General features: G+C 54.9%; 22 protein-coding genes and 1 tRNA gene. 9 read left to right on the top strand and 14 right to left on the bottom strand.

The features are described 5' to 3' along the window. Positions 1 to 18 precede the first annotated feature (18 nt). Positions 19 to 1080, top strand: a complete 1062-nt coding sequence (locus tag ACT3RW_RS12425; RefSeq protein ID WP_444613949.1) for a UDP-N-acetylmuramate dehydrogenase — start codon at positions 19 to 21, stop codon at positions 1078 to 1080. A 45-nt stretch (positions 1081 to 1125) separates the two neighbouring features. Further along, positions 1126 to 1650 (top strand): GNAT family N-acetyltransferase, encoded by a 525-nt coding sequence (locus tag ACT3RW_RS12420; protein WP_444613948.1) that lies wholly within the window; start codon positions 1126 to 1128, stop codon positions 1648 to 1650. 72 nt (positions 1651 to 1722) lie between these two features. Here the strand turns inward: ACT3RW_RS12420 and asd are convergent, their stop codons facing one another. The 9 genes from asd to ACT3RW_RS12375 all read right to left on the bottom strand — a co-directional run bounded on the left by asd (position 1723) and on the right by ACT3RW_RS12375 (position 10094). Further along, positions 1723 to 2841, bottom strand: a complete 1119-nt coding sequence (asd, locus tag ACT3RW_RS12415) for an aspartate-semialdehyde dehydrogenase (RefSeq protein WP_444613947.1) — start codon at positions 2839 to 2841, stop codon at positions 1723 to 1725. 112 nt (positions 2842 to 2953) lie between these two features. Then, positions 2954 to 3181: an NF038396 family protein gene (locus ACT3RW_RS12410; protein WP_131088819.1), complete on the bottom strand. Its 228-nt coding sequence runs from the start codon at positions 3179 to 3181 to the stop codon at positions 2954 to 2956. Between the two features lie 7 nt (positions 3182 to 3188). Then, entirely contained in the window at positions 3189 to 3764 is a 576-nt protein-coding gene (locus ACT3RW_RS12405; protein WP_444613946.1) for a dihydrofolate reductase, read from the bottom strand. After that, positions 3761 to 4564: a thymidylate synthase gene (locus ACT3RW_RS12400; protein ID WP_444613945.1), complete on the bottom strand. Its 804-nt coding sequence runs from the start codon at positions 4562 to 4564 to the stop codon at positions 3761 to 3763. The genes ACT3RW_RS12405 and ACT3RW_RS12400 overlap by 4 nt, the downstream gene beginning before the upstream one ends. A gap of 85 nt (positions 4565 to 4649) precedes the next feature. After that, the gene (locus tag ACT3RW_RS12395) at positions 4650 to 4973 is read right to left on the bottom strand and encodes a GNAT family N-acetyltransferase (RefSeq protein WP_131088816.1); all 324 of its coding nucleotides are present in this window, start codon (positions 4971 to 4973) and stop codon (positions 4650 to 4652) included. Positions 4974 to 5108: 135 nt separating this feature from the next. After that, positions 5109 to 6116 carry an NUDIX hydrolase gene (locus tag ACT3RW_RS12390; protein WP_444613944.1) on the bottom strand — a complete coding sequence of 336 codons (1008 nt, stop codon included), beginning with the start codon at positions 6114 to 6116 and terminating at the stop codon, positions 5109 to 5111. Further along, positions 6116 to 8332 carry an RNA degradosome polyphosphate kinase gene (locus ACT3RW_RS12385; RefSeq protein ID WP_444613943.1) on the bottom strand — a complete coding sequence of 739 codons (2217 nt, stop codon included), beginning with the start codon at positions 8330 to 8332 and terminating at the stop codon, positions 6116 to 6118. The genes ACT3RW_RS12390 and ACT3RW_RS12385 overlap by 1 nt, the downstream gene beginning before the upstream one ends. Positions 8333 to 8417: 85 nt before the next feature. Next, positions 8418 to 9374 carry a mycothiol synthase gene (gene mshD / locus ACT3RW_RS12380; protein ID WP_444613942.1) on the bottom strand — a complete coding sequence of 319 codons (957 nt, stop codon included), beginning with the start codon at positions 9372 to 9374 and terminating at the stop codon, positions 8418 to 8420. A gap of 51 nt (positions 9375 to 9425) precedes the next feature. Then, positions 9426 to 10094, bottom strand: coding sequence for a winged helix-turn-helix transcriptional regulator (locus ACT3RW_RS12375; RefSeq protein ID WP_131088812.1), 669 nt, complete (start codon positions 10092 to 10094; stop codon positions 9426 to 9428). 126 nt (positions 10095 to 10220) lie between these two features. On the opposite strand from ACT3RW_RS12375, the gene ACT3RW_RS12370 reads away from it, so the two are divergent. The 3 genes from ACT3RW_RS12370 (at position 10221) to ygfZ (ending at position 12938) form a co-directional block, all read left to right on the top strand. Then, entirely contained in the window at positions 10221 to 10961 is a 741-nt protein-coding gene (locus ACT3RW_RS12370) for a hypothetical protein (RefSeq protein ID WP_262199584.1), read from the top strand. A gap of 277 nt (positions 10962 to 11238) precedes the next feature. Beyond that, positions 11239 to 11853, top strand: coding sequence for an FABP family protein (locus ACT3RW_RS12365; protein WP_131088810.1), 615 nt, complete (start codon positions 11239 to 11241; stop codon positions 11851 to 11853). A 2-nt stretch (positions 11854 to 11855) separates the two neighbouring features. After that, the gene (ygfZ, locus tag ACT3RW_RS12360; protein ID WP_444613941.1) at positions 11856 to 12938 is read left to right on the top strand and encodes a CAF17-like 4Fe-4S cluster assembly/insertion protein YgfZ; all 1083 of its coding nucleotides are present in this window, start codon (positions 11856 to 11858) and stop codon (positions 12936 to 12938) included. A gap of 82 nt (positions 12939 to 13020) precedes the next feature. Here ygfZ and ACT3RW_RS12355 read toward each other — a convergent pair whose 3' ends face one another. The 4 genes from ACT3RW_RS12355 to ACT3RW_RS12340 form a co-directional block, all read right to left on the bottom strand. After that, on the bottom strand, positions 13021 to 14049 hold the full coding sequence (locus ACT3RW_RS12355) for a 6-phosphofructokinase (protein ID WP_131088808.1): 1029 nt from the start codon (positions 14047 to 14049) through the stop codon (positions 13021 to 13023). A 257-nt stretch (positions 14050 to 14306) separates the two neighbouring features. Further along, positions 14307 to 14549, bottom strand: a complete 243-nt coding sequence (locus tag ACT3RW_RS12350) for a PspC domain-containing protein (RefSeq protein WP_131088807.1) — start codon at positions 14547 to 14549, stop codon at positions 14307 to 14309. 40 nt (positions 14550 to 14589) lie between these two features. Further along, on the bottom strand, positions 14590 to 14838 hold the full coding sequence (locus tag ACT3RW_RS12345) for a hypothetical protein (RefSeq protein WP_131088806.1): 249 nt from the start codon (positions 14836 to 14838) through the stop codon (positions 14590 to 14592). Between the two features lie 13 nt (positions 14839 to 14851). Further along, a complete protein-coding gene (locus ACT3RW_RS12340) occupies positions 14852 to 16177 on the bottom strand; it encodes a PspC domain-containing protein (protein WP_444613940.1) in 1326 nt (441 codons plus the stop codon). Between the two features lie 126 nt (positions 16178 to 16303). Here ACT3RW_RS12340 and ACT3RW_RS12335 point away from each other — a divergent pair, with 126 nt between their 5' ends. Then, positions 16304 to 17569 (top strand): ATP-binding protein, encoded by a 1266-nt coding sequence (locus ACT3RW_RS12335; RefSeq protein ID WP_131088804.1) that lies wholly within the window; start codon positions 16304 to 16306, stop codon positions 17567 to 17569. Then, positions 17566 to 18234, top strand: coding sequence for a LuxR C-terminal-related transcriptional regulator (locus tag ACT3RW_RS12330; RefSeq protein WP_131088803.1), 669 nt, complete (start codon positions 17566 to 17568; stop codon positions 18232 to 18234). The genes ACT3RW_RS12335 and ACT3RW_RS12330 overlap by 4 nt, the downstream gene beginning before the upstream one ends. 80 nt (positions 18235 to 18314) lie before the next feature. On the opposite strand, the gene ACT3RW_RS12325 is transcribed toward ACT3RW_RS12330, so the two are convergent. Then, positions 18315 to 19514, bottom strand: a complete 1200-nt coding sequence (locus ACT3RW_RS12325) for a pyridoxal phosphate-dependent aminotransferase (RefSeq protein WP_131088802.1) — start codon at positions 19512 to 19514, stop codon at positions 18315 to 18317. Positions 19515 to 19786: 272 nt separating this feature from the next. Here ACT3RW_RS12325 and ACT3RW_RS12320 point away from each other — a divergent pair. Both ACT3RW_RS12320 and secE read left to right on the top strand, forming a co-directional pair. Further along, a tRNA-Trp gene (locus tag ACT3RW_RS12320) sits at positions 19787 to 19859 on the top strand. Positions 19860 to 19976: 117 nt separating this feature from the next. Continuing rightward, a complete protein-coding gene (gene secE / locus ACT3RW_RS12315; RefSeq protein ID WP_131088801.1) occupies positions 19977 to 20225 on the top strand; it encodes a preprotein translocase subunit SecE in 249 nt (82 codons plus the stop codon). The last annotated feature ends 23 nt before the right edge of the window (positions 20226 to 20248 follow it).

Below are 20248 nucleotides of genomic sequence, written 5' to 3'. Positions count from 1 at the left end.
TGAAAGTACCTTGAATCAATGCTGAAGAATCTGACTACCACCCGCGTGGGTGGATCGGCAAACCAAATGCTTACCGCCACCAGCGAAGCCGAACTGGCGCAAGCCGTTGCTGCCGCCGACAGCGCAGGCCATAACGTCCTGCTCATTGGCGGTGGCTCTAACTTGGTGATCAGCGATGAAGGCTACGCCGGCGTGGCCGTGCAGATTGCCACCCGCGGTTTGCACCTCGATGAGCAACCTAACGGCAAAGTTTTGTTGCGCGCTGCCGCCGGTGAAAGCTGGGACACGACGGTGGAGTTCAGCCTAGTTCAGGGTCTGAGCGGGCTGGAAGCACTGTCTGGCATCCCGGGCAATGCTGGGGCCACTCCGGTACAGAACGTTGGCGCCTATGGCGCAGATGTTTCTCAGTCGCTGGCGTGGGTGCGAGTTTATGATCGGCAGACCAGCCAGGTGCTCAAGATGCAGAATGCAGAACTTGAGTTTGCCTACCGTGATTCGCTGATCAAGCGCACCAGCAACAACGGATCCCCACGTTACGTAGTGCTCGAAGTTGCGTTCTTGCTTGAACGAGATAGCCAGTCTGCGCCTATTCGGTACGCTGAGCTAGCCCGTCAACTTAATGTAGAGCCAGGTGAGCGCGCCGATGCCTTGTCGGTACGCCAGCGAGTTCTTGAGCTACGCCGGTCCAAGGGCATGGTCTATGACCCAAAGGATGCTGATTCGCACTCCACCGGGTCATTCTTCACCAACCCCATCGTTGAAGCTTCGGTACTGCAGAGCTTGCCGGAGAATGCGCCAAACTATCCAGTGGCTCAAGAAGGCTTTGTAAAGCTGTCGGCTGCCTGGCTGATCGACCAAGCCGGATTCACCAAGGGCTATGGCTTGGAGGGCACCTATGGGTTCTCGGTGGCTCAGGGGCGTGCCTCACTGTCTACCAAGCACACGCTGGCCATCACCAACCGTGGCGAGGCCAGTGCCAACGACATCGTTGCCATTGCGCGTGCCGTGCAGGCCGGTGTTAACGAACGCTTTGGCATTATGTTGGTCAATGAACCGTTGCTGATTGGTCTTGAGCTCTAAGCCACTGCACTAACGGATATCAAAACCTTACCGAGGAGTGTTGGCATGGCTGAGCTATCGCTACGAAAACTAACTGCTGAAGATATTGACCTACTAGAAGAGCAATTTCAATCTGTTCAGGGTGCTGGCGAAGCTCAATGGTTCGGGTTTTGGGACACGACCAAGCTGCGCACCAGGCTGGACCAAGATCAATTCATTGGCAGCAACGACGGCGCTTTGGCCATCTGTCTGGGGGAGCGCACCATCGGCAAGGTCGATTGGTTCACAATCACCAACTGGGGCCGCGCCAACACCTCCGCGTGCTGGGAAATTGCCATTGGTATTTTTGAGCCGTTCCGTGGCCAAGGTTTTGGTACGCAGGCGCAGCGCTTGTTAATTGATTACTTGTTTGCCCACTACCCACAGCATCGAATCCAAGCCACGACAGCGTTGGAGAACACTGCTGAACGTCGGTGTCTTGAGAAGCTTGGCTTCCACCAAGAGGGAATCATTCGCCAGGCGCAATGGCGTGCAGGAGCCTGGCACGATCAGGTCATCTTCTCGGTATTACGTGATCAGTGGTCCAGCTAGACGCAAAACAAAGCACGGTCCGGAACAATTGTTCCGGACCGTGCTTTTTGTATGAGGTCTTTTACTCCGGGATTAGAGACGGCCCTGAGCGATAGCCAGCATACGACGTAGGGGCTCAGCAGCTCCCCAGAGCAGCTGGTCACCGACGGTGAACGCCGAGATGTACTCTGGACCCATTTCTAGCTTGCGGATACGTCCCACAGGGATATCCAAAGTACCTGAAGCAGCCACTGGGGTTAGCTGATTCATGGTTGCTTCCTTTTCATTAGGAACAACCTTGGTCCACTGGTTATCTGCAGCCAGCAAGGATTCGATCTCAGCTACTGGCAGATCTTCCTTGAGCTTCAAGGTCAGTGCCTGCGAGTGTGAACGCATCGCACCGATGCGCACGCACAGTCCGTCCATGATGATGTTGTTCTCGCCTGAGGTCTGCAGAATCTTGTTGGTTTCTGCGCCGGCTTTCCACTCTTCGCGGGACTGGCCATTGCCCAAGTCCGCGTCGATCCAAGGGATGAGGGATCCACCGAGGGGAACACCGAACTGGGCAGCGTCCAAGCCACCGCGTTGGGTTTCAAGAACCTTGCGGTCAATGTCCAAGATGGCGCTTGCTGGGTCAACAAGTTCAGAAGCTACCGACGCGTTGATGTCACCGAACTGGTTGAGCAGTTCGCGCATGTGGCGTGCTCCGCCGCCGGAAGCTGCCTGGTAGGTCATGGCGGTGCCCCACTCAACCAAGTTGTTCTTGAACAAGCCGCCCAAGCCCATCAGCATGCAAGAAACGGTGCAGTTACCGCCCACAAAGTCCTTGACGCCAGAGGCTAGGGACTGGTCAATGACATTGCGGTTAACTGGATCCAAAACGATGACCGAATCATCATTCATGCGCAGCGTCGAGGCTGCATCGATCCACAGGCCGTCCCAGCCGGACTTACGAAGCTCAGCGTGGACCTTGGAGGTGTAGTCCCCACCCTGTGCGGTGACGATAATCGGCAGCTTGGACAGGGTCTGGATGTCATAAGCATCCTCTAGGGCCCCGGCTCCTTCAGCGAATGCTGGGGCGTTGCCGCCGGCATTCGAAGTCGAGAAAAACACCGGATTAATCTGAGCAAAGTCGCCCTCGTCAACCATGCGCTGCATCAGCACGGAGCCGACCATGCCACGGTAACCTACAAAACCAACAGATGAAGTCATGTATCCATCGTAGGGGCGTTTGGCCAACGGAGCCCGGTTCGTTACAGGAGTTAAAGCAGAATCACACCCAAGCCCCAGAAGGGTTCAGGTGTGATTGTGTACAGCAAAAGTTTTACTTTTCCTCAAGTGCTCTCTTGCGATTATTGATCGCCCACACTGCCGCGAAGATGAATATCTGTGCCGGCACCAGTAGGAGGATCAGGCCAAGAATCTTGTAGCCACCTAAGACCATGAAGAATCCCAATACCGCAACAACAAGCGCCAGGAGTGGGAAGAGCATGTAGCCCAAGACGAAGAGCGCCTCGGGGTGTGCCTTAAGCTCGCCAATGTATTTTTTCATGGGTGTATTAGTCCTTCTGACGCAGCCAGGTTTCAAAGCGGTATCGGGTTCCGCTGGAGGAGACGTGCCATTCGGGTTCTGTCGATTCAACCGAAGGGTCGCTGGTTCCCATAACAAAGTCTTTAGACAGCACCGGAGCAGAAGTATCACCTGCCGGATCTACATCCAGCTTGGTAATCACTGCAACGTCCAGCATGGACAATGCTTGGGCGTAAACCTTGCCACCACCGATGATCCAGACTTCTTCTCCGCCCTTGGCCTCACGGGCCAAAGTCAGTGCCGTTTCGAGGCTAGTTGCTATGACGGCGCCTTCGTTGCGAAGTTGCTCGTGAGCCTCAGCCTGACAGGTTAAGACAATGTTGGTGCGCCCTGGCAGTGGACGGTACTTGGCAGGAAATGAATTCCACGTAGCTCGTCCCATAATGACCGGATGACCGGCGGTGACGCGCTTGAAGTGTGCCAAGTCTTCGGGCACGTGCCATGGCATGGAGCCTTGGTCACCAATAATCCCGTTGTTTGCTTGGGCCCAGATAGCGCCGAGCATTGGTTCAAGCTGGTTCGCGTGGCGTGACTCTTGGGTCATACGGCGACTTTTCCCTTGATCGTCGGGTGGTGCTGATAATCGTTGATCGTGAAGTCTTCAAGCGTGTAATCGAAAATCGACTCAGGCTTTGAATTGAAGCTCAACGTTGGGTATGGGTAAGGATCGCGGGACAGCTGTTCCTTCACCTGCTCCAAGTGGTTGGTGTAGATGTGAACGTCACCGCCGGTCCAAATGAATTCACCGGGTTCAAGATCCAGCTGCTGTGCGAGCATGCAGGTGAGTAGCGCGTAGGACGCAATATTAAAGGGAACGCCCAAGAACATGTCTGCACTGCGCTGATATAGCTGGCAGGAGAGCTTGCCGTCCGCGACGTAGAACTGGAAGAAGACGTGGCAAGGAGGCAACGCCATGTTCTTGATTTCCGAGACGTTCCAGGCCGAGACGATGTGCCGGCGGGAGTCTGGGTTGTTGCGTAATGCGTCGACCAGTTCAGAGATTTGATCGATGTGGCCACCGTCTGGGGTTGGCCAGCTGCGCCACTGTACGCCGTATACCGGGCCGAGTTCACCGTCTTCATCGGCCCATTCGTTCCAGATGCGCACGCCGTTGTCCTGCAACCACTGCACATTGGATTCCCCGCGCAGGAACCACAGAAGTTCAGCTGCAACGGACTTAAAATGTACGCGCTTGGTGGTGACTAGCGGGAACGAATCCTGAAGATCAAAGCGGATCTGACGACCAAAGACGGAAAGAGTTCCAGTCCCGGTGCGGTCTTCTTTAGACGTGCCGTTTTCCAACACGTCTTTGAGCAGGTCTTCGTATGGGGTCGCGATGTTCACGCACCCAAGTTTAGTTCACCATGTCCTCGGCGGGAACATCCGCCGAGGATGAGAAGCATCGCAGAGATGAAGGCAGCGTCCAAAGCTAGCCGGGCTGAACCACCATGTCGTTGTATTCCGGATAGCGGCGCAGGTAATCCTGCACGTAGCTGCACTCCGGAATGATCTTCAGCCCTTCATTTCTGAATCGATCCAGAACCAAAGTAACTAGAGCACGGGCATAACCGCGGCGACCAAACTCTTCATTCACAATGGTGTGCTGGATGGTGACCACATCATCTTCTTGGTGGTAACCGATGAATCCAACAAACGTGGAACCATGCCAGAGCGAAAAACGGCCTCGGCTTGCGTCATGGTCAAGGCGCAGACCGTGGTGAACAACTTTGTCAGTTGGCTGCTGGGCAGTCATGGCGATACCTCGTTTTCCGATGCGTGTGAAGTGCTTAGTACAGTCTTAGCCCTAATCGGAGCCAGATGCAACGGGTTTGGGTACTTCATCCGGGTACAGCAAAGCCCGGCAAAAATTGCCGGGCGAAGCTAGCGACTAATCGTGGTAAGGCACGTGGATTTCAAAGGACACCATGCGTGGCTTTGCTCCAGCAACCTGTTGGGCCACGATGATTGATCCGGGTTCCAGATAAGGATCCACCGTGGGTAAGGCCTTGGCCAGTTCCGGTGTGGAGTTCTTAGCGAGAACTTCCAAGACAAATGGCAACACCGGTCGGTGAGTACAAATAGCTTGAGAACGGTACTTATTAAAAAGCTTCTGCACCGCCTTGCGGGCACGTTCGGGGTGACGTGTGGCCGCGTGTTCGGTCAGTGCCTTGACGTTCCTCATCTTCATTGCGTGCAAGGCCGCGTAGGGAGCCAGCGTCTGAACGCAACGAACCCACGGCGAGGTGGCAATGAACGCTGGCTGCCACGCTTCAAGCATGCGCGAAACGGCCTGAGCCTGACGTCGTCCGGTGGCCGCCAAAGGGCGTTCACCTTCCGCTTTGGTCCAGTTGCCTCGTGGTTTGGCCTTGGCATGGCGGACAATCAACACCGGTTGGGCGTTGAGCGTCTCGTTCTTATGTGCCTTAGCCAAATCTTCCAGTGGTTGTGCATCGGTCGGGTTGGTCAACATTTCCCGAGCCTTCTTCACGCTCATCCACTTGGTCTCATCGCATTCACCACCGTCGGGCTGAATAACAGTCAGTGGATCAGTCTTGGCTGCCCAGTAATAGACAACTTTTGACTTGTTCTTGACCGAGTAAGCCGTCGCCGAGAGCGGAATGCCCAGAGCAATGCGAAGACCAATTTCCTCACGTACTTCACGGATAGCGCATTCAGCAATGGACTCACCCGGATCCAGCTTGCCCTTAGGCCAGGACCAATCGTCATACTTTGGACGATGGATGAGCAAAACCTGAAGTTTTCCATCAAGGATCCGCCAAGGGATCGCGCCCGCAGCGATGATTTCATAGTCGCCGAGGGAAATTTCATCGGCATCTACTGAGCGGATAATTTCACGAACTCTGGCATGAGGATCGCGCAGTTCAAGCTCGGCCACTAGCTGTTACGCCCACTATTGCGACGGCGGGCATGCTCTTCGATGAGCCAGAACTGAACATCGGTCAGTGGGTTGCCTTCTTCATCCTGAGAATAGCGAATCCATTCCCCATTAGAGTTCAGGTGCCATGAAGCGGTCTTGTCATCCATGTACAGGCCAAGCTGGTGGATCAAGTCATCCACGTCTTCTTGGTTGCGCAAAGACACCAAGGCCTCAACTCGGCGGTCCAAGTTGCGGTGCATCATGTCTGCAGAACCGATGTAAACCAGTGGCTCTCCGGCGTTAGCAAACATGAAGACGCGGCTGTGCTCCAGGAAGCGGCCCAAGATGGAACGCACCTGTATATTATCGCTGAGTCCAGGCACTCCGGGGCGCAGTGCACAGATGCCACGGACAATGACTTCAACCTTGACGCCGGCTTGGCTGGCTCGGTACAGAGCGTCAATGATGACTTCATCAACGATCGAATTGACCTTGATGACTACCTTGGCGTCAATGCCGGACTTTGCGTTGGAGATTTCATTCTCGATATGCGTGAGCAAACCGGTGCGCACCGAACGAGGGGCAACGAGCAAGCGGCTGTAGGTTGAGCGTGGTGCATAGCCAGACAGCTGGTTGAACAGCTTTGAAACGTCTTCACCTACGGCGTCATCACAGGTGAGCAAGCCGAAGTCTTCATAGTATCGGGCAGTGCGTGGGTGGTAGTTACCGGTACCGATGTGGCAGTAGCGGCGCAGCTTGTCACCCTCACGACGCACTACCAAGGACAGCTTGGAGTGAGTCTTCAACCCGACAATGCCGTAAACCACGTGCACGCCAGCCTGTTCCAGTTTCCTGGCCCAGCTGATGTTGGCCTGCTCATCAAAGCGGGCCTTGATTTCTACCAATGCCAGAACCTGTTTGCCTGCTTCTGCAGCATCAATCAAGGCATCAACGATCGGTGAATCACCACTGGTGCGGTACAAGGTCTGCTTGATGGCCATGACCTTAGGGTCAGCGGCAGCCTGTTCCAAGAACGCCTGGACACTGGTGGAGAAAGAATCGTAAGGGTGGTGCAGCAAAATGTCGCGGCGACGCACAGCAGCAAAGACGTTGGCGGCCTTGGCCGTCTCCGACTCGTTCAGGTAGCGGGAGGTGTGTCCCATGTGCTTTGGGTAGTGCAGCTCTGCGCGATCCAGTGAGGCGATGACGCCGAGACCACGAAGATCGAGGGGAGCAGGTAGTTTGAAGACTTCGTCTTCCTCAACACCCAGTTCCCTGGTCAGCAACTCCATGATTTCGGAGTTGATGTCATCAGCAACTTCCAATCGAACCGGTGGGCCAAAGCGACGACGCAGCAATTCCTTCTCGAGAGCCTGAAGCAGGTTCTCAGCGTCGTCTTCTTCAACTTCCAGATCCTCGTTACGAGTCACACGGAAGAAGTGGTGCTCCACGATTTCCATGCCTGGGAAGAGCATCTCAAGATGCACTGCAATGAGCGCTTCGAGCGGAATGAAGCGAGCGGTCTTGTGCGAAGAATGCGCTGCGCGGGTGCCATCGATGCTGATCAAACGAGCAATGGTATCGGGCACCTTAAGTCGGGCAAAGAGCTGCTTGCCGGTCAAAGGATTGCGTACAACCACAGCAAGGTTTAGCGACAAGCCGGAGATGTAGGGGAACGGGTGAGCTGGGTCAACGGCCAGTGGGGTGAGCACCGGGAAGACCTGGGAGACAAACCATTTGGAAAGAATGTCGTGCTCACCATCGGAAAGCTGATCCCAGGTGGTGATGCGGATGCCGTGCTCAGCGAGGTCTGGAGAAACCGCCTCGGAGAAGACGTTAGCGTGGCGGGTCTGCAATGCGTGAGCCGAAGAGAGCAACAATTCCAGTTGGTCTACTGGGCTCATGCCGTTAGGTGCGGGAACCGCGAGCCCGGCCGCAATACGACGCTTGAGGCCAGCGACGCGAACCATGAAAAATTCGTCAAGGTTGGAAGCAAAAATCGACAGGAAGTTCACGCGTTCCAGCAACGGCAAGGTGGTGTCTTCAGCAAGTTCTAAAACGCGGGCGTTGAAGTGCAACCAGCTCAGTTCACGGTCAAGGAATCGCTCGTTGTGAAACTCGCCGTCCAGCTGTGGAGCCGGAATGACTTCAGCGGGTTCAATTCTGTCCTCATTAACTTTGGAGGAGGGAACATCACTTAGACGAGGAGTAGTTTCCTTGGGGGAGCTAGTCATCTGCTGAACTCATTTCTTCTTGCGAGTAGATGTCAAAACACCTTGTGAAGGCGGTCCCAGTTAGTACATGGGACCGCCAGTATCACTAGTCTATCGGCTGCGGGCCGTACATAATGTCTGCATCCCAAAGTGTGAAGCCAAGGGAGCGGTAGAGCTTGACGGCTGCTTCATTTTCGGCATCAACGTAGAGAATGACCGCGTCCACGCCCTGCTCTAAAAGGTAGTTGATTCCGGTGGTGGTTAGTGAGCGGCCGAGGCCCATGCCCTGGGCTTCGGGAACAACACCAACAACGTAGACCTCGCCGGTAGGGCGAATGGATTCACCCGAGGACTGATGGATCTTGGTCCAGTGGTAGGCGACGAGCTTCTGCTCTGCATTAAATGCTAAGAAGAAGCCGGAAGGGTCAAACCAATCTTCGGCCATTCGTGCTTCAAGGTCACTGAGGGTCAGTGAGCCCTGCTCTGGGTGATGTACAAAGGCCTGCGAATTGGATTCGAGCCACGCTGGTTCATCTTCTCCAACGCGGAAGGAACGAACGCTGATTCGGCGATCAACCGGGGCTTCTTCGAGGAAGTCGGTACCTTCGCGGCGCATCCGGTATAGCTCGCGTACGCGGCTCATGCCAATACGCGAGGCAAGCTTCTTAGCGGCTTCATGATCTCCGTGCGCCCATGCCTGAGCCTGGGGCAAATCGATCAGTTCGCTGAGCTTGGTGAGCAGCGCACGACCAATTCCAGTTTTACGGTGATCGGGATGCACTACTACTTCCAGTACCCATGGCTGGTCGGCGGCTTCGCGCACAACTACGGCAATACCGGCGAGCACTGATTCAGTGCCTTCGCCAACTTCTGCCAGCAGGGTAATGATATTTTCACTGGCATCATCGGCCGCTAGAGCGACCAGAGTCTGGTCGCTCAGCGGCGGATTGCCATCAACGTTTAAGGAGTCTTTAGCAAGCTGGCGTACGTCACTTAGCGTGCGCTCATCAAGCTCGTCAGATACTTGGTGAATCGATACTGTGGTCTGTGGCAGTTCACTCATATCTTCACGATAGTCGGTAAAGGAATGAACCCGCCATAAATTAGCTGAAAGTTATGATTCGGTATGGAAACGGTAGCCGACGTTACGAACTGTTCCGATGAGTTGTTCGTGATCAGTGCCCAATTTGGCGCGCAGGCGACGAACGTGAACGTCCACCGTGCGAGTGCCTCCGTAGTAGTCGTAGCCCCAGACCTCGTGCAGCAGCTGCTCGCGGGTGAAGACTCGACCAGGGAACTGAGCTAGGTACTTGAGCAGCTCAAATTCCTTGTACGTCAGATCCAACATGCGGTTATCAATCCGAGCCGTGTAGCTGAGCTCATCGATGCGCAGTCCCGTGGTGTTTTCGGCAGCCACCGGTGCTACTGATGCTTCTGGGATCGCTGCGAGCATCAGTCGGATGCGAGCATCAAGTTCAGCCGGAATAGCCGAAGGCAAAAGGAAATCAGCGGCATGCCATTCGGAATTCAAAATACCCAACGCGCCTTCACTGACAACCAGCAGTAGCGGAAGGTGCAGGTTTGCATGCAGGATCTGTGCCAGCGAACGGGCTGGAATCAGGTCGGTGCGAGCGTCCAAAATGACAGCGTCACATTCTGGAACCTGACTCAGCGATTCGGTGGTTGCAGGAAGGAAAGAAATCTCATGCAGTAGTAATTCGAGCGCGGGAAGAACTTCGGCCGCGTTTTCGGCATGATTGCTAAGTAGCAGTAGGTGGGCCAATAGGTCGTCCTCCTACCAAGTTGTTGCGAATAAATGATCTTTACGTGTCACAGTATAAGGAAAGAATCACTTGAATCATGCATGTGAACACGCAGATGCAGACACATTACCGTCAGGAAACTTAGTTTGAGAATCAAAGTCTTATTGTGCGGGTTCGTCGCTGCTGCCCTATTGGCCGGGGCCGCAAGCCTTTCGACACTGTCGTGGCCGATGGGTCTCGTGACCGCAATATTACAGCTGATTTTTGCGTTCACTTGGCCTCGAATGGTCCGCTCCGATGCACCGTGGCCCATTTCAATCATCATTGCTATTTGTTCACTGGCGGCCACCTCCGCGACGCTGTTTATGCCCGGATCCTCTGTGATGTCACACGGTGTGGAAGTCATCGCGGTGGGCGTACTGCTGGTGTTTATCTCTCAGGTTCTTCGCGGTGCGGAGGCCGAAGGACGGCTAGCTGGCGTGGTCTCAGGAGTCACCGGCATGGTGCTTGGCGTCTTGGGATCAGCTTGGTCTGCCAGCGCCGAAGTTTCCTACGGTTTTGGCATCGCGGTCGTGACGGTCAGTGCATTGTTGGGCGCCGGAGCCATTGTGGTCACCCGCCTTCCTAACCGCATCACCATGATCCTGGCACCCTTGGTGGCAGTTGCCTTGGGAGCTGCGGCCAGCGCTCTACCGGTAGACATTCTGTGGTACCAAGGTGCCGCTATGGGACTGATTGCCGGACTTCTTGTCGGCTCATTACGAGCGCTGGCATTGGCCAGTCGAAGTGTGCGCAACCTCAGCGGAATTCTGGGGCTGTCCTCGGGAATCATCTTGCTCAGCGGTGCTTCGAGTTGGTACGTCATGGAAGTTTTGGCGTTCATCTAGAAACGAAATGAAACAACTGAGTGCGGGCTACGTCACGCGTGTCGAAGTTCTCCTCGGTATCGCGCTAAGATGAAGCCATGAATGAAAATTATCTTGCACTCGAAATTTTCTTCCAGGCACTCGTTGTGATCGCCGGTCTTGGTATGGCGGGCTTTGCAGGCTTGGTAGTAAAGCGTCTCTTCCAGGGTCAGAAGTAGGTCAAAAGCAAAAGCAGCGCACACAATAACGTGTGCGCTGTTTTTCATTTCACCAATGAATTAGAGGAAGCGAGTAGTCCATGGCATTTGATCTCCCAACGGACCTCACCCCGGAACTAGTACCTTTCGCTTGGCTCATTGGCACCTGGGAAGGTGCGGGCCGACTAGGCGACGGCGAAGCCGAGGACGAATACTTTTGGCAACAAGTCACCTTCCGTGATGTTGGTGCCCCCTACCTTGAGTACCGTAGCGAAGCATGGCTCACCGAAGCCGACGGAACTAAGCTACGAATCCTTGCCGTAGAAAACGGTTTCTGGTCCTTGGATCGCAAGCAGCAAGAAGCTGATGCAGGCCCTGGCATGACTCCGGGGGATATCTTCCCAGTGTTGCGTTCAGCTGACGACGTTCAGAAGTTGCACACCGATGAGGGCTTCAAGATTCAGGCGCACATCGTGCACCCAGGTGGGCTTTCTGAGCTGTACTACGGACTCATTGATGGCCCACGCATTCAGCTGGCCACCGAAGGACTGCTACGCAGTAAGAACGCCAAAGAATATGCTTCCTCAACCCGCATCTACGGGTTGGTTAACGGTGAACTGTTCTGGCGCTGGGATGTATCCCAAGGCAATCTTGATCTGAAAGCTCACGCTTCGGCCGCGCTCAAGCGCGTGAATACTGAAAACTCGGTGAAGTAGATATGAGCGAAACTTACCGCTCGGTCTTGCTCTCACGTGCTGGCGCCATTGAAGCCGGCGGTGTCGATGCCGGCGTTGCTGCGCACTATGGTGCGCCTACTCGTGAAGCCCGCAAGCTGGCTGAAGGTCAGGCCATTGCAGACCTGAGCCACTTTGATGTTCTCGAAATTCGTGGCGAGGACCGCGCGAGCTGGCTTGATACGCTCAGCACTCAGCGGATCACCACGCTCAAGCCAACGCAGAGCACCCAAACTTTGTTGCTTTCAATTCAGGGCCGTGTTGAACATGAGATGAAGGTGCTGGCTGACCAGGACCGTCTAGTGCTCATCGTTGAACCTGGTGCTGGAGCAGCCCTGGAACAGTTCTTGAATTCGATGCGCTTCATGCTGCGAGTAGAGGTTAACAACCTTTCGGCAACGCACGGAGTGCTGGCTGCAACTCGTCAGATCCCTACTGCGTCATCCCTCGTTTGGGTAGATCCTTGGCCTGGCGTTGTCGACGGTGGTTGGGCGTATTCACGCGAAGACCACCCGGGCAAGGACCGTCCGTGGTTGTTGCATGTGGTTGCTCTTGATCAGCTTGAACAAGCCGTAGCCGAGGAAGAACTAGCTGGCATGATGGCTGTTGAATCCTTGCGCATTGCCGCCTGGGAACCACGCTTTGGTGCAGAGATTGACGAGAAGATCATCCCGCATGAACTGGACTGGTTGCGCACTGCTGTGCACCTAGAAAAGGGTTGTTACAAGGGTCAGGAAACCGTGGCCCGAGTACACAACATTGGGCATCCACCACGTCGTGTTGTCTTCTTGGACCTTGATGGTTCGCTGCACACGCTCCCGTCCACCGGTGCTGAGGTCAAGCTGGGGGAGCGGACCGTTGGTCACATCACCTCAGCCACCCTGCACTATGAAGCCGGTCCCATTGCCTTGGCCGTGATCAAGCGAAATGTGGATCCGGATTCCGTACTGACTGTTGTTGACGGTGAAACCAACTACCCAGCAACCCAGGACGTCATCGTGACTCCTGATGCTGGACAGGTCGCTGGACGCTTTACCGGCTTCCTGCGCACCCCTCCACAGGGCTAGTACCGCCAAAGCAACATGCGTATATAGGTAAGGCCGAGAATGCAATGCATTCTCGGCCTTACCTATGTTCTAGTGCTAAAGATTATCCGAAGAGTACTGCTGCTTCTTCGTAGCGATCCATTGGCACACGCTTAAGGTTATTGAGCGCAGCACGCAATGGCACACGCAGCACCTTGGTGCCGTGCAGAGCCACCATGGTGCCCCATGCGGTCTCGTTGACCGAGTCAACTGCAGCCATGCCCAAACGGGTAGCCAGTACGCGGTCAAAAGCGGTAGGAACGCCACCACGTTGGATATGACCCAAGACGGTAGCGCGGGTTTCAATTCCGGTGCGTTCTTCAATGACCGGGGCAAGCATCTCGCCGATGCCGCCGAGGCGTGCACGGCCGAAGGTATCCACACCACGCACCGAGAAGGCCTCTTCCATTCCCTCAGGAACAAAGCCTTCCGCGACAACTACCAACGGTGCACGTCCACGTTCGTGAGCTTCTGCAACCCACTCGCAGATCTGTTCCATCGGGGTAGCAACCTCGGGAATCAAGATGGCGTGAGCACCTGAAGCCATACCGGCGTGCATGGCAATCCAGCCAACGTGGCGGCCCATTACTTCGGCCACCATGCAACGGTGGTGGGAGTCTCCGGTAGTACGCAAACGGTCGATAGCTTCTACGGCGATCTGGTTAGCGGTATCAAAACCGAAGGTGTAGTCGGTGGCGTCCAAGTCATTATCGATGGTCTTGGGAACACCAACAATTGGCAGACCTTCAGCGCAGAGGCGCTGAGCGCCAGCCAAGGTACCTTCGCCGCCAATGGCGATCAAAGCATCAATGTTGTTTTCTTTGAGTACGCGAGAGATGTTTTCAGCTCCGCCTAGCTCACCTTCAAAAGCGTTGGTGCGTGAGGTGCCCAAGATGGTGCCACCCTGCTTGGCGATGCCTCGAACGGCGGTGCGTGGAAGTTCGAAGAAGTCGCCTTCCTTAACTCCGCGCCAGCCGTCCCGGAAGCCTACGAATTCGTAGTCGTAGCTCTTGATGCCGTTGAGTACGGCACCGCGGATCACAGCGTTAAGACCTGGGCAGTCTCCGCCTGAAGTCATGATTCCAACGCGCATTGGGCCTCGCTTCGTAAAGATTGGAAAGCCTCGTGCAACAAGCTGGGCGCAGTTTCGTTGAAACGTTGCTAGAGCAACAAAGATTTCCATTGGGATGTCAAATAATTGCCGCGCGTCTTTGAGCATCAATTCTGCATGACAGTCTACGTGCTTAAAGCCACAAGGGCGAGTTGCAAGTCACCGAAATGACCGCGTCTCGCCCTTATTTTGAAGCTATGCAAGTGAAATCCGCGAAACATTGCGGAAATCTTGGCTGCTTAGAACTTGCGTAACCAATTCTGCAAAATGATGCTGTCGTCCTGTGCAGGAATCAAGATCCACGCAACGATGTATGCGGCGATGCCAATGAAGGGCAACAAGAATGAGAGCAACAGGCCGATTCGCACCAGGGTGACGTCCCAGCCAAACTTGTCAGCAATGCCACCGGCGATACCGCCGGCCATACGCGATGGTCCGCGGCGTAGTGGCATTGCGCGAAGGGAATTGAAGAACTTGTCCATGGTCGAGCTCCTTAGAGTTGAGGTTCGTGAGGTTGAAGAGTTACAGGTTTGGGTCAGTTGGTGCTGGGATCTCGGTTTCACGTTGGCGTCGTTTCCCAGCGGAGGAAAGTCCTGAAACGATCATCGCAAGTCCGGCGAAGGCCACCACGATAATGAAGAACAGTGGCATGTCCAAACTCCAGTTCAACATTGTGCGACTGAGCGTTGCGATGGCCACGACAATCAAGATCAGCCCGAAGACCAGAGTTCCAGTGGGGAACTTTTTGGCTAGATGAGAATCAGTGCTCATGGTTGTTCACTCCTTAGAAGTCTGGGTTCGTGTTGGTGGATGAAGTTGAGGTGACCACTTGCGTGTCATAGGCCGAGAATAGGCCATCAACCTCAACGGTTAGTAAAGGTGCATCCGCTGGGAAGTCGCGATTATCCTGAGGCAGTTCCCCATCCATCTGGGAATTAAAGACCCCGTCGCTGGTGATCTGCACTGGCACATCAGAGGGAAGTTTCAAATCGAGTCGGGAGAAGACTGAATCGATCTTCACTGTCGTCGGAGAAGTGATGGAATTCAGGTGGGTCAGATCCACATCCGACTTACTGAACACGGCACTGTATTCATTGCTTGATTCTTCTGACCGAACAACTTCTCGGTCCGAGGTTCCAAACGCTGATCCCGAAAAGACTATGGTGAGCACCAGCAACGGAACGGCGATACCGTGCAGCCCGCCGGTGGTGCGTCCAGCTACTGCGGCCAGAACAATGGCGAGGCCGGTGATCAACAAACCCACTGCCAGTGCCACACCCCAGCCAGCTCCTGGAAGTTGTACGAAGTTTAGGTAGTCTGCACACAGCACTGCGGCCATCACCAGGACAACTAGCCCGATGACTGTGGTGGAGAGCCAACCGGGAATTGGCTCAGCCAGACGTGTCTTACGCATCGCTTTTTGCTTTGCGCTCTGGTGTGTATAGGGGTGGGTGTAAGCCGACTCGGGACTGTACGAATAGTCGTAGCTATAGCTGTCCCCTGAAGGCTCAGACGGTCTCGGTGCCATGACTTCCTCCTGATCAAAATTCTCAGTAGTGGATCTACCTGGAGCTGCTGCGGCACTGCTGCTGAAACTCTGGGTGTCATCACGCCACGTTTTCTCCATGGCGGTTGTGTGTGCTGTTTTATCCGTGGAGTTCTTCGCCGCCCGTGGCTTATAAGGCCGAGGCTTATCGAACTTCGTGTTCTTTCGACTGAAAATAATGAACAAGATCGCCGCCGCTATGGCTATAGGCCACACGACCGGTGTCACGGAATCCAAGATCCACTGAGCGGGAAAGATGCCTAAGAAAACAACAATCGTTGCCCCAGTCATCCCGCTGGTCCAGTCCTTCTTCATCGCTTGCTCTAGATGGATTCGTCCCTGCTCATCTGGCAGCAACGCCCAGGCCAAACCGTAAAGGATCAACCCCAGGCCACCGAGGAAGCTCAGCACAACAACGATGCCACGCGCCAAGATCACGTCGATCTTGAAGTAATCTGCTATTCCCGTAGCGACGCCACCAAGCCACCGTGATTCCTTGCGGATAAATGGTGACTTGCCCAGCTGGATAAAAAAGCCTCGACGCCCGGACTCCGAATTGTTCATGCTTCTATGTTCTCGTGTGATCACCGCTCACCGCTATGAGGGGATACCCTGAATTTGCCCTAGGGGTCACCCTAGATGTGCTGATCAAACACCAAAAGTCGTGCATAACGTGCTTGACTTAGAACTATGGAAAGTCCCGAACGAAGCCTCTTGGTGCGCAGCGAGAAGCGTATGATCGCTGGCGTCAGTGGTGGGCTCTCAGCGCATTTGGGTATTCCGCTGAACTATGTACGCTTGGGCTTTATCGCACTGACCGCTCTCGGGGGAATCGGCGCAGTCCTTTATGCATGGCTCTGGGTATTTGTGCCCAGCGCTGAAGAAGCGCAAGCCGATGAAATCCGTTCCTGGGGTACCCGCACGCGCAGCTTGGCCGAGGAGATGACTCGGGTACAGCAGGGGATTTTCCGTTCACGCGAGGGCTTGGAGACAAACTCTTCGTGGCGCGAGATTCTTATCGGTAGCGGGCTGCTGGTTCTTTCGGTGCTCGCGCTGGCTCAATGGTCCGGATGGAATATTCGCTGGGATCTGATCTGGCCGGGCATCGGAATTCTTGCCGGAATTCTTTTGGCTTGGTTGCAACTTGATGAGCAAGCGACGCAAGCGGCCAAGAAAAACTCCCGCCCGGTTCTGATCCGCATGGGTCTAGGGCTGATCCTGGTGATCGGTGGACTGCTGACCATCCTCAGTGGCTCGGTGGGAATCTCAGATTTGCTCGGAGGAATGTGGGCCGCATTGGCCATTATTGCCGGAGCAGTTATCGTTCTCTTGCCTTGGGGTACTCGGCTCTGGCGCGACTTCCTCGCGGAGCGCAGTTCACGTCAAGCAGCCGCGCAACGTGCAGAATTTGCTGCCCACTTGCACGACTCGGTCTTGCAAACTTTGGCCGTGATCCAAAAACGCAGTGATGACCCGGCCGCAGTCAGGACCTTGGCAAGGATCCAAGAACGTGAATTACGTCAGTGGCTCTATGGCAACCAAGACCTAAACGATGAAGACGTAGTAGTTGAAGTCCAGCATGAAGCCAATGACATTGAGCAGTTACTGCTGCGCGACGTTGAAGTCATTGCGGTGGGCAATGCTCAAGGCTTTGACGGTCAGCAAGCATTAGTGGCGGCCGCCAGGGAAGCGATGATGAATGCTGCCAAACATGCCGAGGGAAAGATCTCGGTGTATCTGGAGTGTTCTGAAGAATCCGTGGAAGTCTTTATCCGTGACCGTGGGGAAGGCTTCAACGTAGAAGATGTTCCCGAGGACCGTCACGGCGTCCGCGAATCAATTATTGGCCGCATGCAGCGCGCGGGTGGAACAGCGCAGATACGAAGCAGTGAAACTGGGACTGAAGTGCAGCTGAGCATGCCACGAAGCACAACGCAGGAAGAACAAACATCATGAGCATCGAGAACAGTACTCAGAGCTATCGCGTAGTCCTGGTGGACGATCATGCAATTTTCCGTTCTGGACTCAAAGCAGATCTTGCCAGTGATATGCAGATCGTTGGTGAAGCTGGAACCGTTGAAGAAGCCATTGCCGTGATCACCGAGAAACAGCCAGACGTGGTTTTACTGGACGTGCACCTTCCCGGTGGGCGCGCTGGTGGGGGAGCCGAGGTTCTGAAAAATTGTGCCGACCTACTGGGCACCACCAAATTCTTGGCGCTGAGTGTTTCTGATGCCGCTCAAGATGTGGTGACCGTGATTCGTGCTGGCGCCCGAGGCTATGTCACCAAGAGCATCTCGGGGGCTGACATCTCTGATGCCGTGCGGCGTGTAGCTGCTGGAGATGCCGTCTTTTCGCCACGTTTGGCTGGCTTTGTCCTTGACGCTTTTGGCAGTAGTACGGCGGTATCCGAGATTGATGAAGAGCTAGATCTGCTCTCGGACAGGGAACTGCAGGTGATGCGCCTGATTGCTCGTGGCTACAGCTACAAGGAAGTTGCTAAAGAACTGTTTATCTCGGTCAAGACCGTAGAATCACATGTCTCTAACGTTTTGCGCAAACTACAGCTTTCCAACAGGCATGAACTGACCCGTTGGGCAGTGGACCGCAAGATCCTCTAATACCTAGCTTCAGCAGATGCACCAAGGGCGGGGTACCAAGCAATGCTTGGTACCCCGCCCTTGTGTAGTGACTCGATCAGTTACTTCGCGTCACCCAAAAGATTGGCCAGACGCGCAACACCCTCGGCAAGATCCGCGTCACCCAGTGCGTAGGACATGCGGATGTAGCCGGAAGGACCAAAAGCTTCACCCGGAACAACGGCAACTTCAGCCTGTTCCAGAATGAAGGCAGCCAGCTCGGCGCTGGTGTTGTTAACAACGCCACGGATTTCGCGACCGAGCAGGCCACGAACATCCGAGTAAGCGTAGAACGCACCCTCAGGAGTTGGGCAGTGCAGTCCGTCAATAGCGTTCAGCCCTTCAACTATCGCCAAGCGGCGACGGTTAAAGGCAGTCTTCATTTCGTTCACTGCATCCAGTGGTCCTGCAACAGCAGCTAGTGCTGCGCGCTGGGATACATTGGCCACGTTGGAGGTAGCGTGCGACTGCAAGTTGGTAGCAGCCTTGATGACATCGGCTGGACCGGCCATCCATCCCACACGCCAACCGGTCATCGCGTAGGTCTTAGCAACACCGTTGAGGATGACCACGCGGTCTTCAAGCTCTGGAGCCAAAGTAGCAATGGAGCTGAAGCTTGCATCGCCATAGGTCAGGTGTTCATAGATTTCGTCGGTGACAACCCACAAGCCCTTGGACGCAGCCCACTGGCCGATCTCGCGAACCTGCTCAGGTGAGTACACGGCGCCGGTTGGGTTTGAAGGAGAAACGAACAGCAATACCTTGGTGCGTTCGGTCAATACCGATTCGAGCTGCTCGATGGTGACCTTGTAGCCCTGTTCAGGACCGGCAAAGATCGATACTGCCTTGCCACCGGCCAGCTGGATTGCTTCAGGGTAGGTGGTCCAGAACGGAGCAGGGACGATCACTTCGTCTCCTGGATCCAACAAGGTGGCGAAGGTGTTGTACACGGCCTGCTTACCACCGTTGGTGACCAGTACCTGGGATGCAGAGATCTCGTAGCCGGAATCGCGCAGTGTCTTTGCGGCAATTGCTTCACGCAATTCTGGCAGACCGGCTGCGGGGGAGTAGCGGTGGTTCTTTGGATCAACTGCAGCCTTGAGCGCAGCGTCAACAATGTAGTCAGGCGTTGGGAAGTCAGGCTCACCGGCACCGAACCCGATGACTGGGCGTCCTGCGGCTTTCAAGGCCTTGGCCTTGGCGTCCACTGCAAGGGTCGCGGATTCAGAGATGGCGCCGATGCGGCGTGAAATACGAGACATGTAAAAGTTCGTCCTGTTGGTTATGGGGAGAGCTGTTAAAACCAAGTTTAGTTCCCCATGTGCAAGATTCTCAGAGCGTGAGTGAAAATGACATAAACACACAGGCAGCAGTCGCTGTTCATTGCGTTCTGCGCCACACCGAGGGTTGTCAGTTCGACAATTGTGATTTCGTTGCGTAAAGTTATTTCTCGTTGCTCAGACATTGCAGCGGATCAGCCCAAGGGTTTCATCCGGTACGATGTTCTAAGTAATCAGAGCTGAGAAAAGCTCGAAGGGTAGTGGCGCAATTGGTAGCGCAGCGGTCTCCAAAACCGCAGGTTGCAGGTTCGAGTCCTGTCTGCCCTGCGCAGTAGCGATTTATCGCTCAGCGAATTATCTCACGTCACGGTGTGTTGTGGTCGGTCAGGCTACGACGCACCGTGATTGTTTCAACTGGCCAAAAAAATTGAAACGAGGAAGAACGTGACCGAATCTGCTCTTAACTCCGGTAACGGTAAGCAGAAGTCGGGCTTTTTCGCCCGAATCATGCTGTTCATCCGACAGGTAATCGCGGAACTTAAGAAGGTTGTCACCCCAACCCGTAGCGAATTGCTCAACTACTTCTTGGTGGTTGTTGGATTTGTTGTTGTGGTGATGCTGATCGTGACGGCCCTGGACTTCGTCTTCGGGCAGGGTTCGATCCTCCTGTTCACTAAACAGGTAGAACAGTAATTTAGTTGCCTCGGAGGTATAAT

The sequence above is a fragment of the Glutamicibacter sp. AOP5-A2-18 genome (assembly GCF_052446055.1).
Lineage (GTDB): Bacteria > Actinomycetota > Actinomycetes > Actinomycetales > Micrococcaceae > Glutamicibacter.
Note: the sequence above shows the minus strand (reverse complement) of the source record. Positions and strands in the feature narration are given on the sequence as shown.

Excerpts from the sequence above, each read along its gene's own strand:
- ACT3RW_RS12405 (WP_444613946.1), bottom strand. The coding sequence starts at position 3,764 with ATGACCCAAGAGTCACGCCACGCGAACCAGCTTGAACCAATGCTCGGC.
- ACT3RW_RS12325 (WP_131088802.1), bottom strand. The coding sequence starts at position 19,514 with ATGTCTCGTATTTCACGCCGCATCGGCGCCATCTCTGAATCCGCGACC.
- ACT3RW_RS12345 (WP_131088806.1), bottom strand. The coding sequence starts at position 14,838 with ATGAGCACTGATTCTCATCTAGCCAAAAAGTTCCCCACTGGAACTCTG.
- ACT3RW_RS12395 (WP_131088816.1), bottom strand. The coding sequence starts at position 4,973 with ATGACTGCCCAGCAGCCAACTGACAAAGTTGTTCACCACGGTCTGCGC.
- ACT3RW_RS12365 (WP_131088810.1), top strand. The coding sequence starts at position 11,239 with ATGGCATTTGATCTCCCAACGGACCTCACCCCGGAACTAGTACCTTTC.
- ACT3RW_RS12355 (WP_131088808.1), bottom strand. The coding sequence starts at position 14,049 with ATGCGCGTTGGAATCATGACTTCAGGCGGAGACTGCCCAGGTCTTAAC.
- mshD (WP_444613942.1), bottom strand. The coding sequence starts at position 9,374 with ATGAGTGAACTGCCACAGACCACAGTATCGATTCACCAAGTATCTGAC.
- asd (WP_444613947.1), bottom strand. The coding sequence starts at position 2,841 with ATGACTTCATCTGTTGGTTTTGTAGGTTACCGTGGCATGGTCGGCTCC.
- ACT3RW_RS12425 (WP_444613949.1), top strand. The coding sequence starts at position 19 with ATGCTGAAGAATCTGACTACCACCCGCGTGGGTGGATCGGCAAACCAA.
- ACT3RW_RS12335 (WP_131088804.1), top strand. The coding sequence starts at position 16,304 with ATGGAAAGTCCCGAACGAAGCCTCTTGGTGCGCAGCGAGAAGCGTATG.
- ygfZ (WP_444613941.1), top strand. The coding sequence starts at position 11,856 with ATGAGCGAAACTTACCGCTCGGTCTTGCTCTCACGTGCTGGCGCCATT.
- ACT3RW_RS12410 (WP_131088819.1), bottom strand. The coding sequence starts at position 3,181 with ATGAAAAAATACATTGGCGAGCTTAAGGCACACCCCGAGGCGCTCTTC.
- ACT3RW_RS12420 (WP_444613948.1), top strand. The coding sequence starts at position 1,126 with ATGGCTGAGCTATCGCTACGAAAACTAACTGCTGAAGATATTGACCTA.
- ACT3RW_RS12385 (WP_444613943.1), bottom strand. The coding sequence starts at position 8,332 with ATGACTAGCTCCCCCAAGGAAACTACTCCTCGTCTAAGTGATGTTCCC.
- ACT3RW_RS12340 (WP_444613940.1), bottom strand. The coding sequence starts at position 16,177 with ATGAACAATTCGGAGTCCGGGCGTCGAGGCTTTTTTATCCAGCTGGGC.
- ACT3RW_RS12330 (WP_131088803.1), top strand. The coding sequence starts at position 17,566 with ATGAGCATCGAGAACAGTACTCAGAGCTATCGCGTAGTCCTGGTGGAC.
- ACT3RW_RS12350 (WP_131088807.1), bottom strand. The coding sequence starts at position 14,549 with ATGGACAAGTTCTTCAATTCCCTTCGCGCAATGCCACTACGCCGCGGA.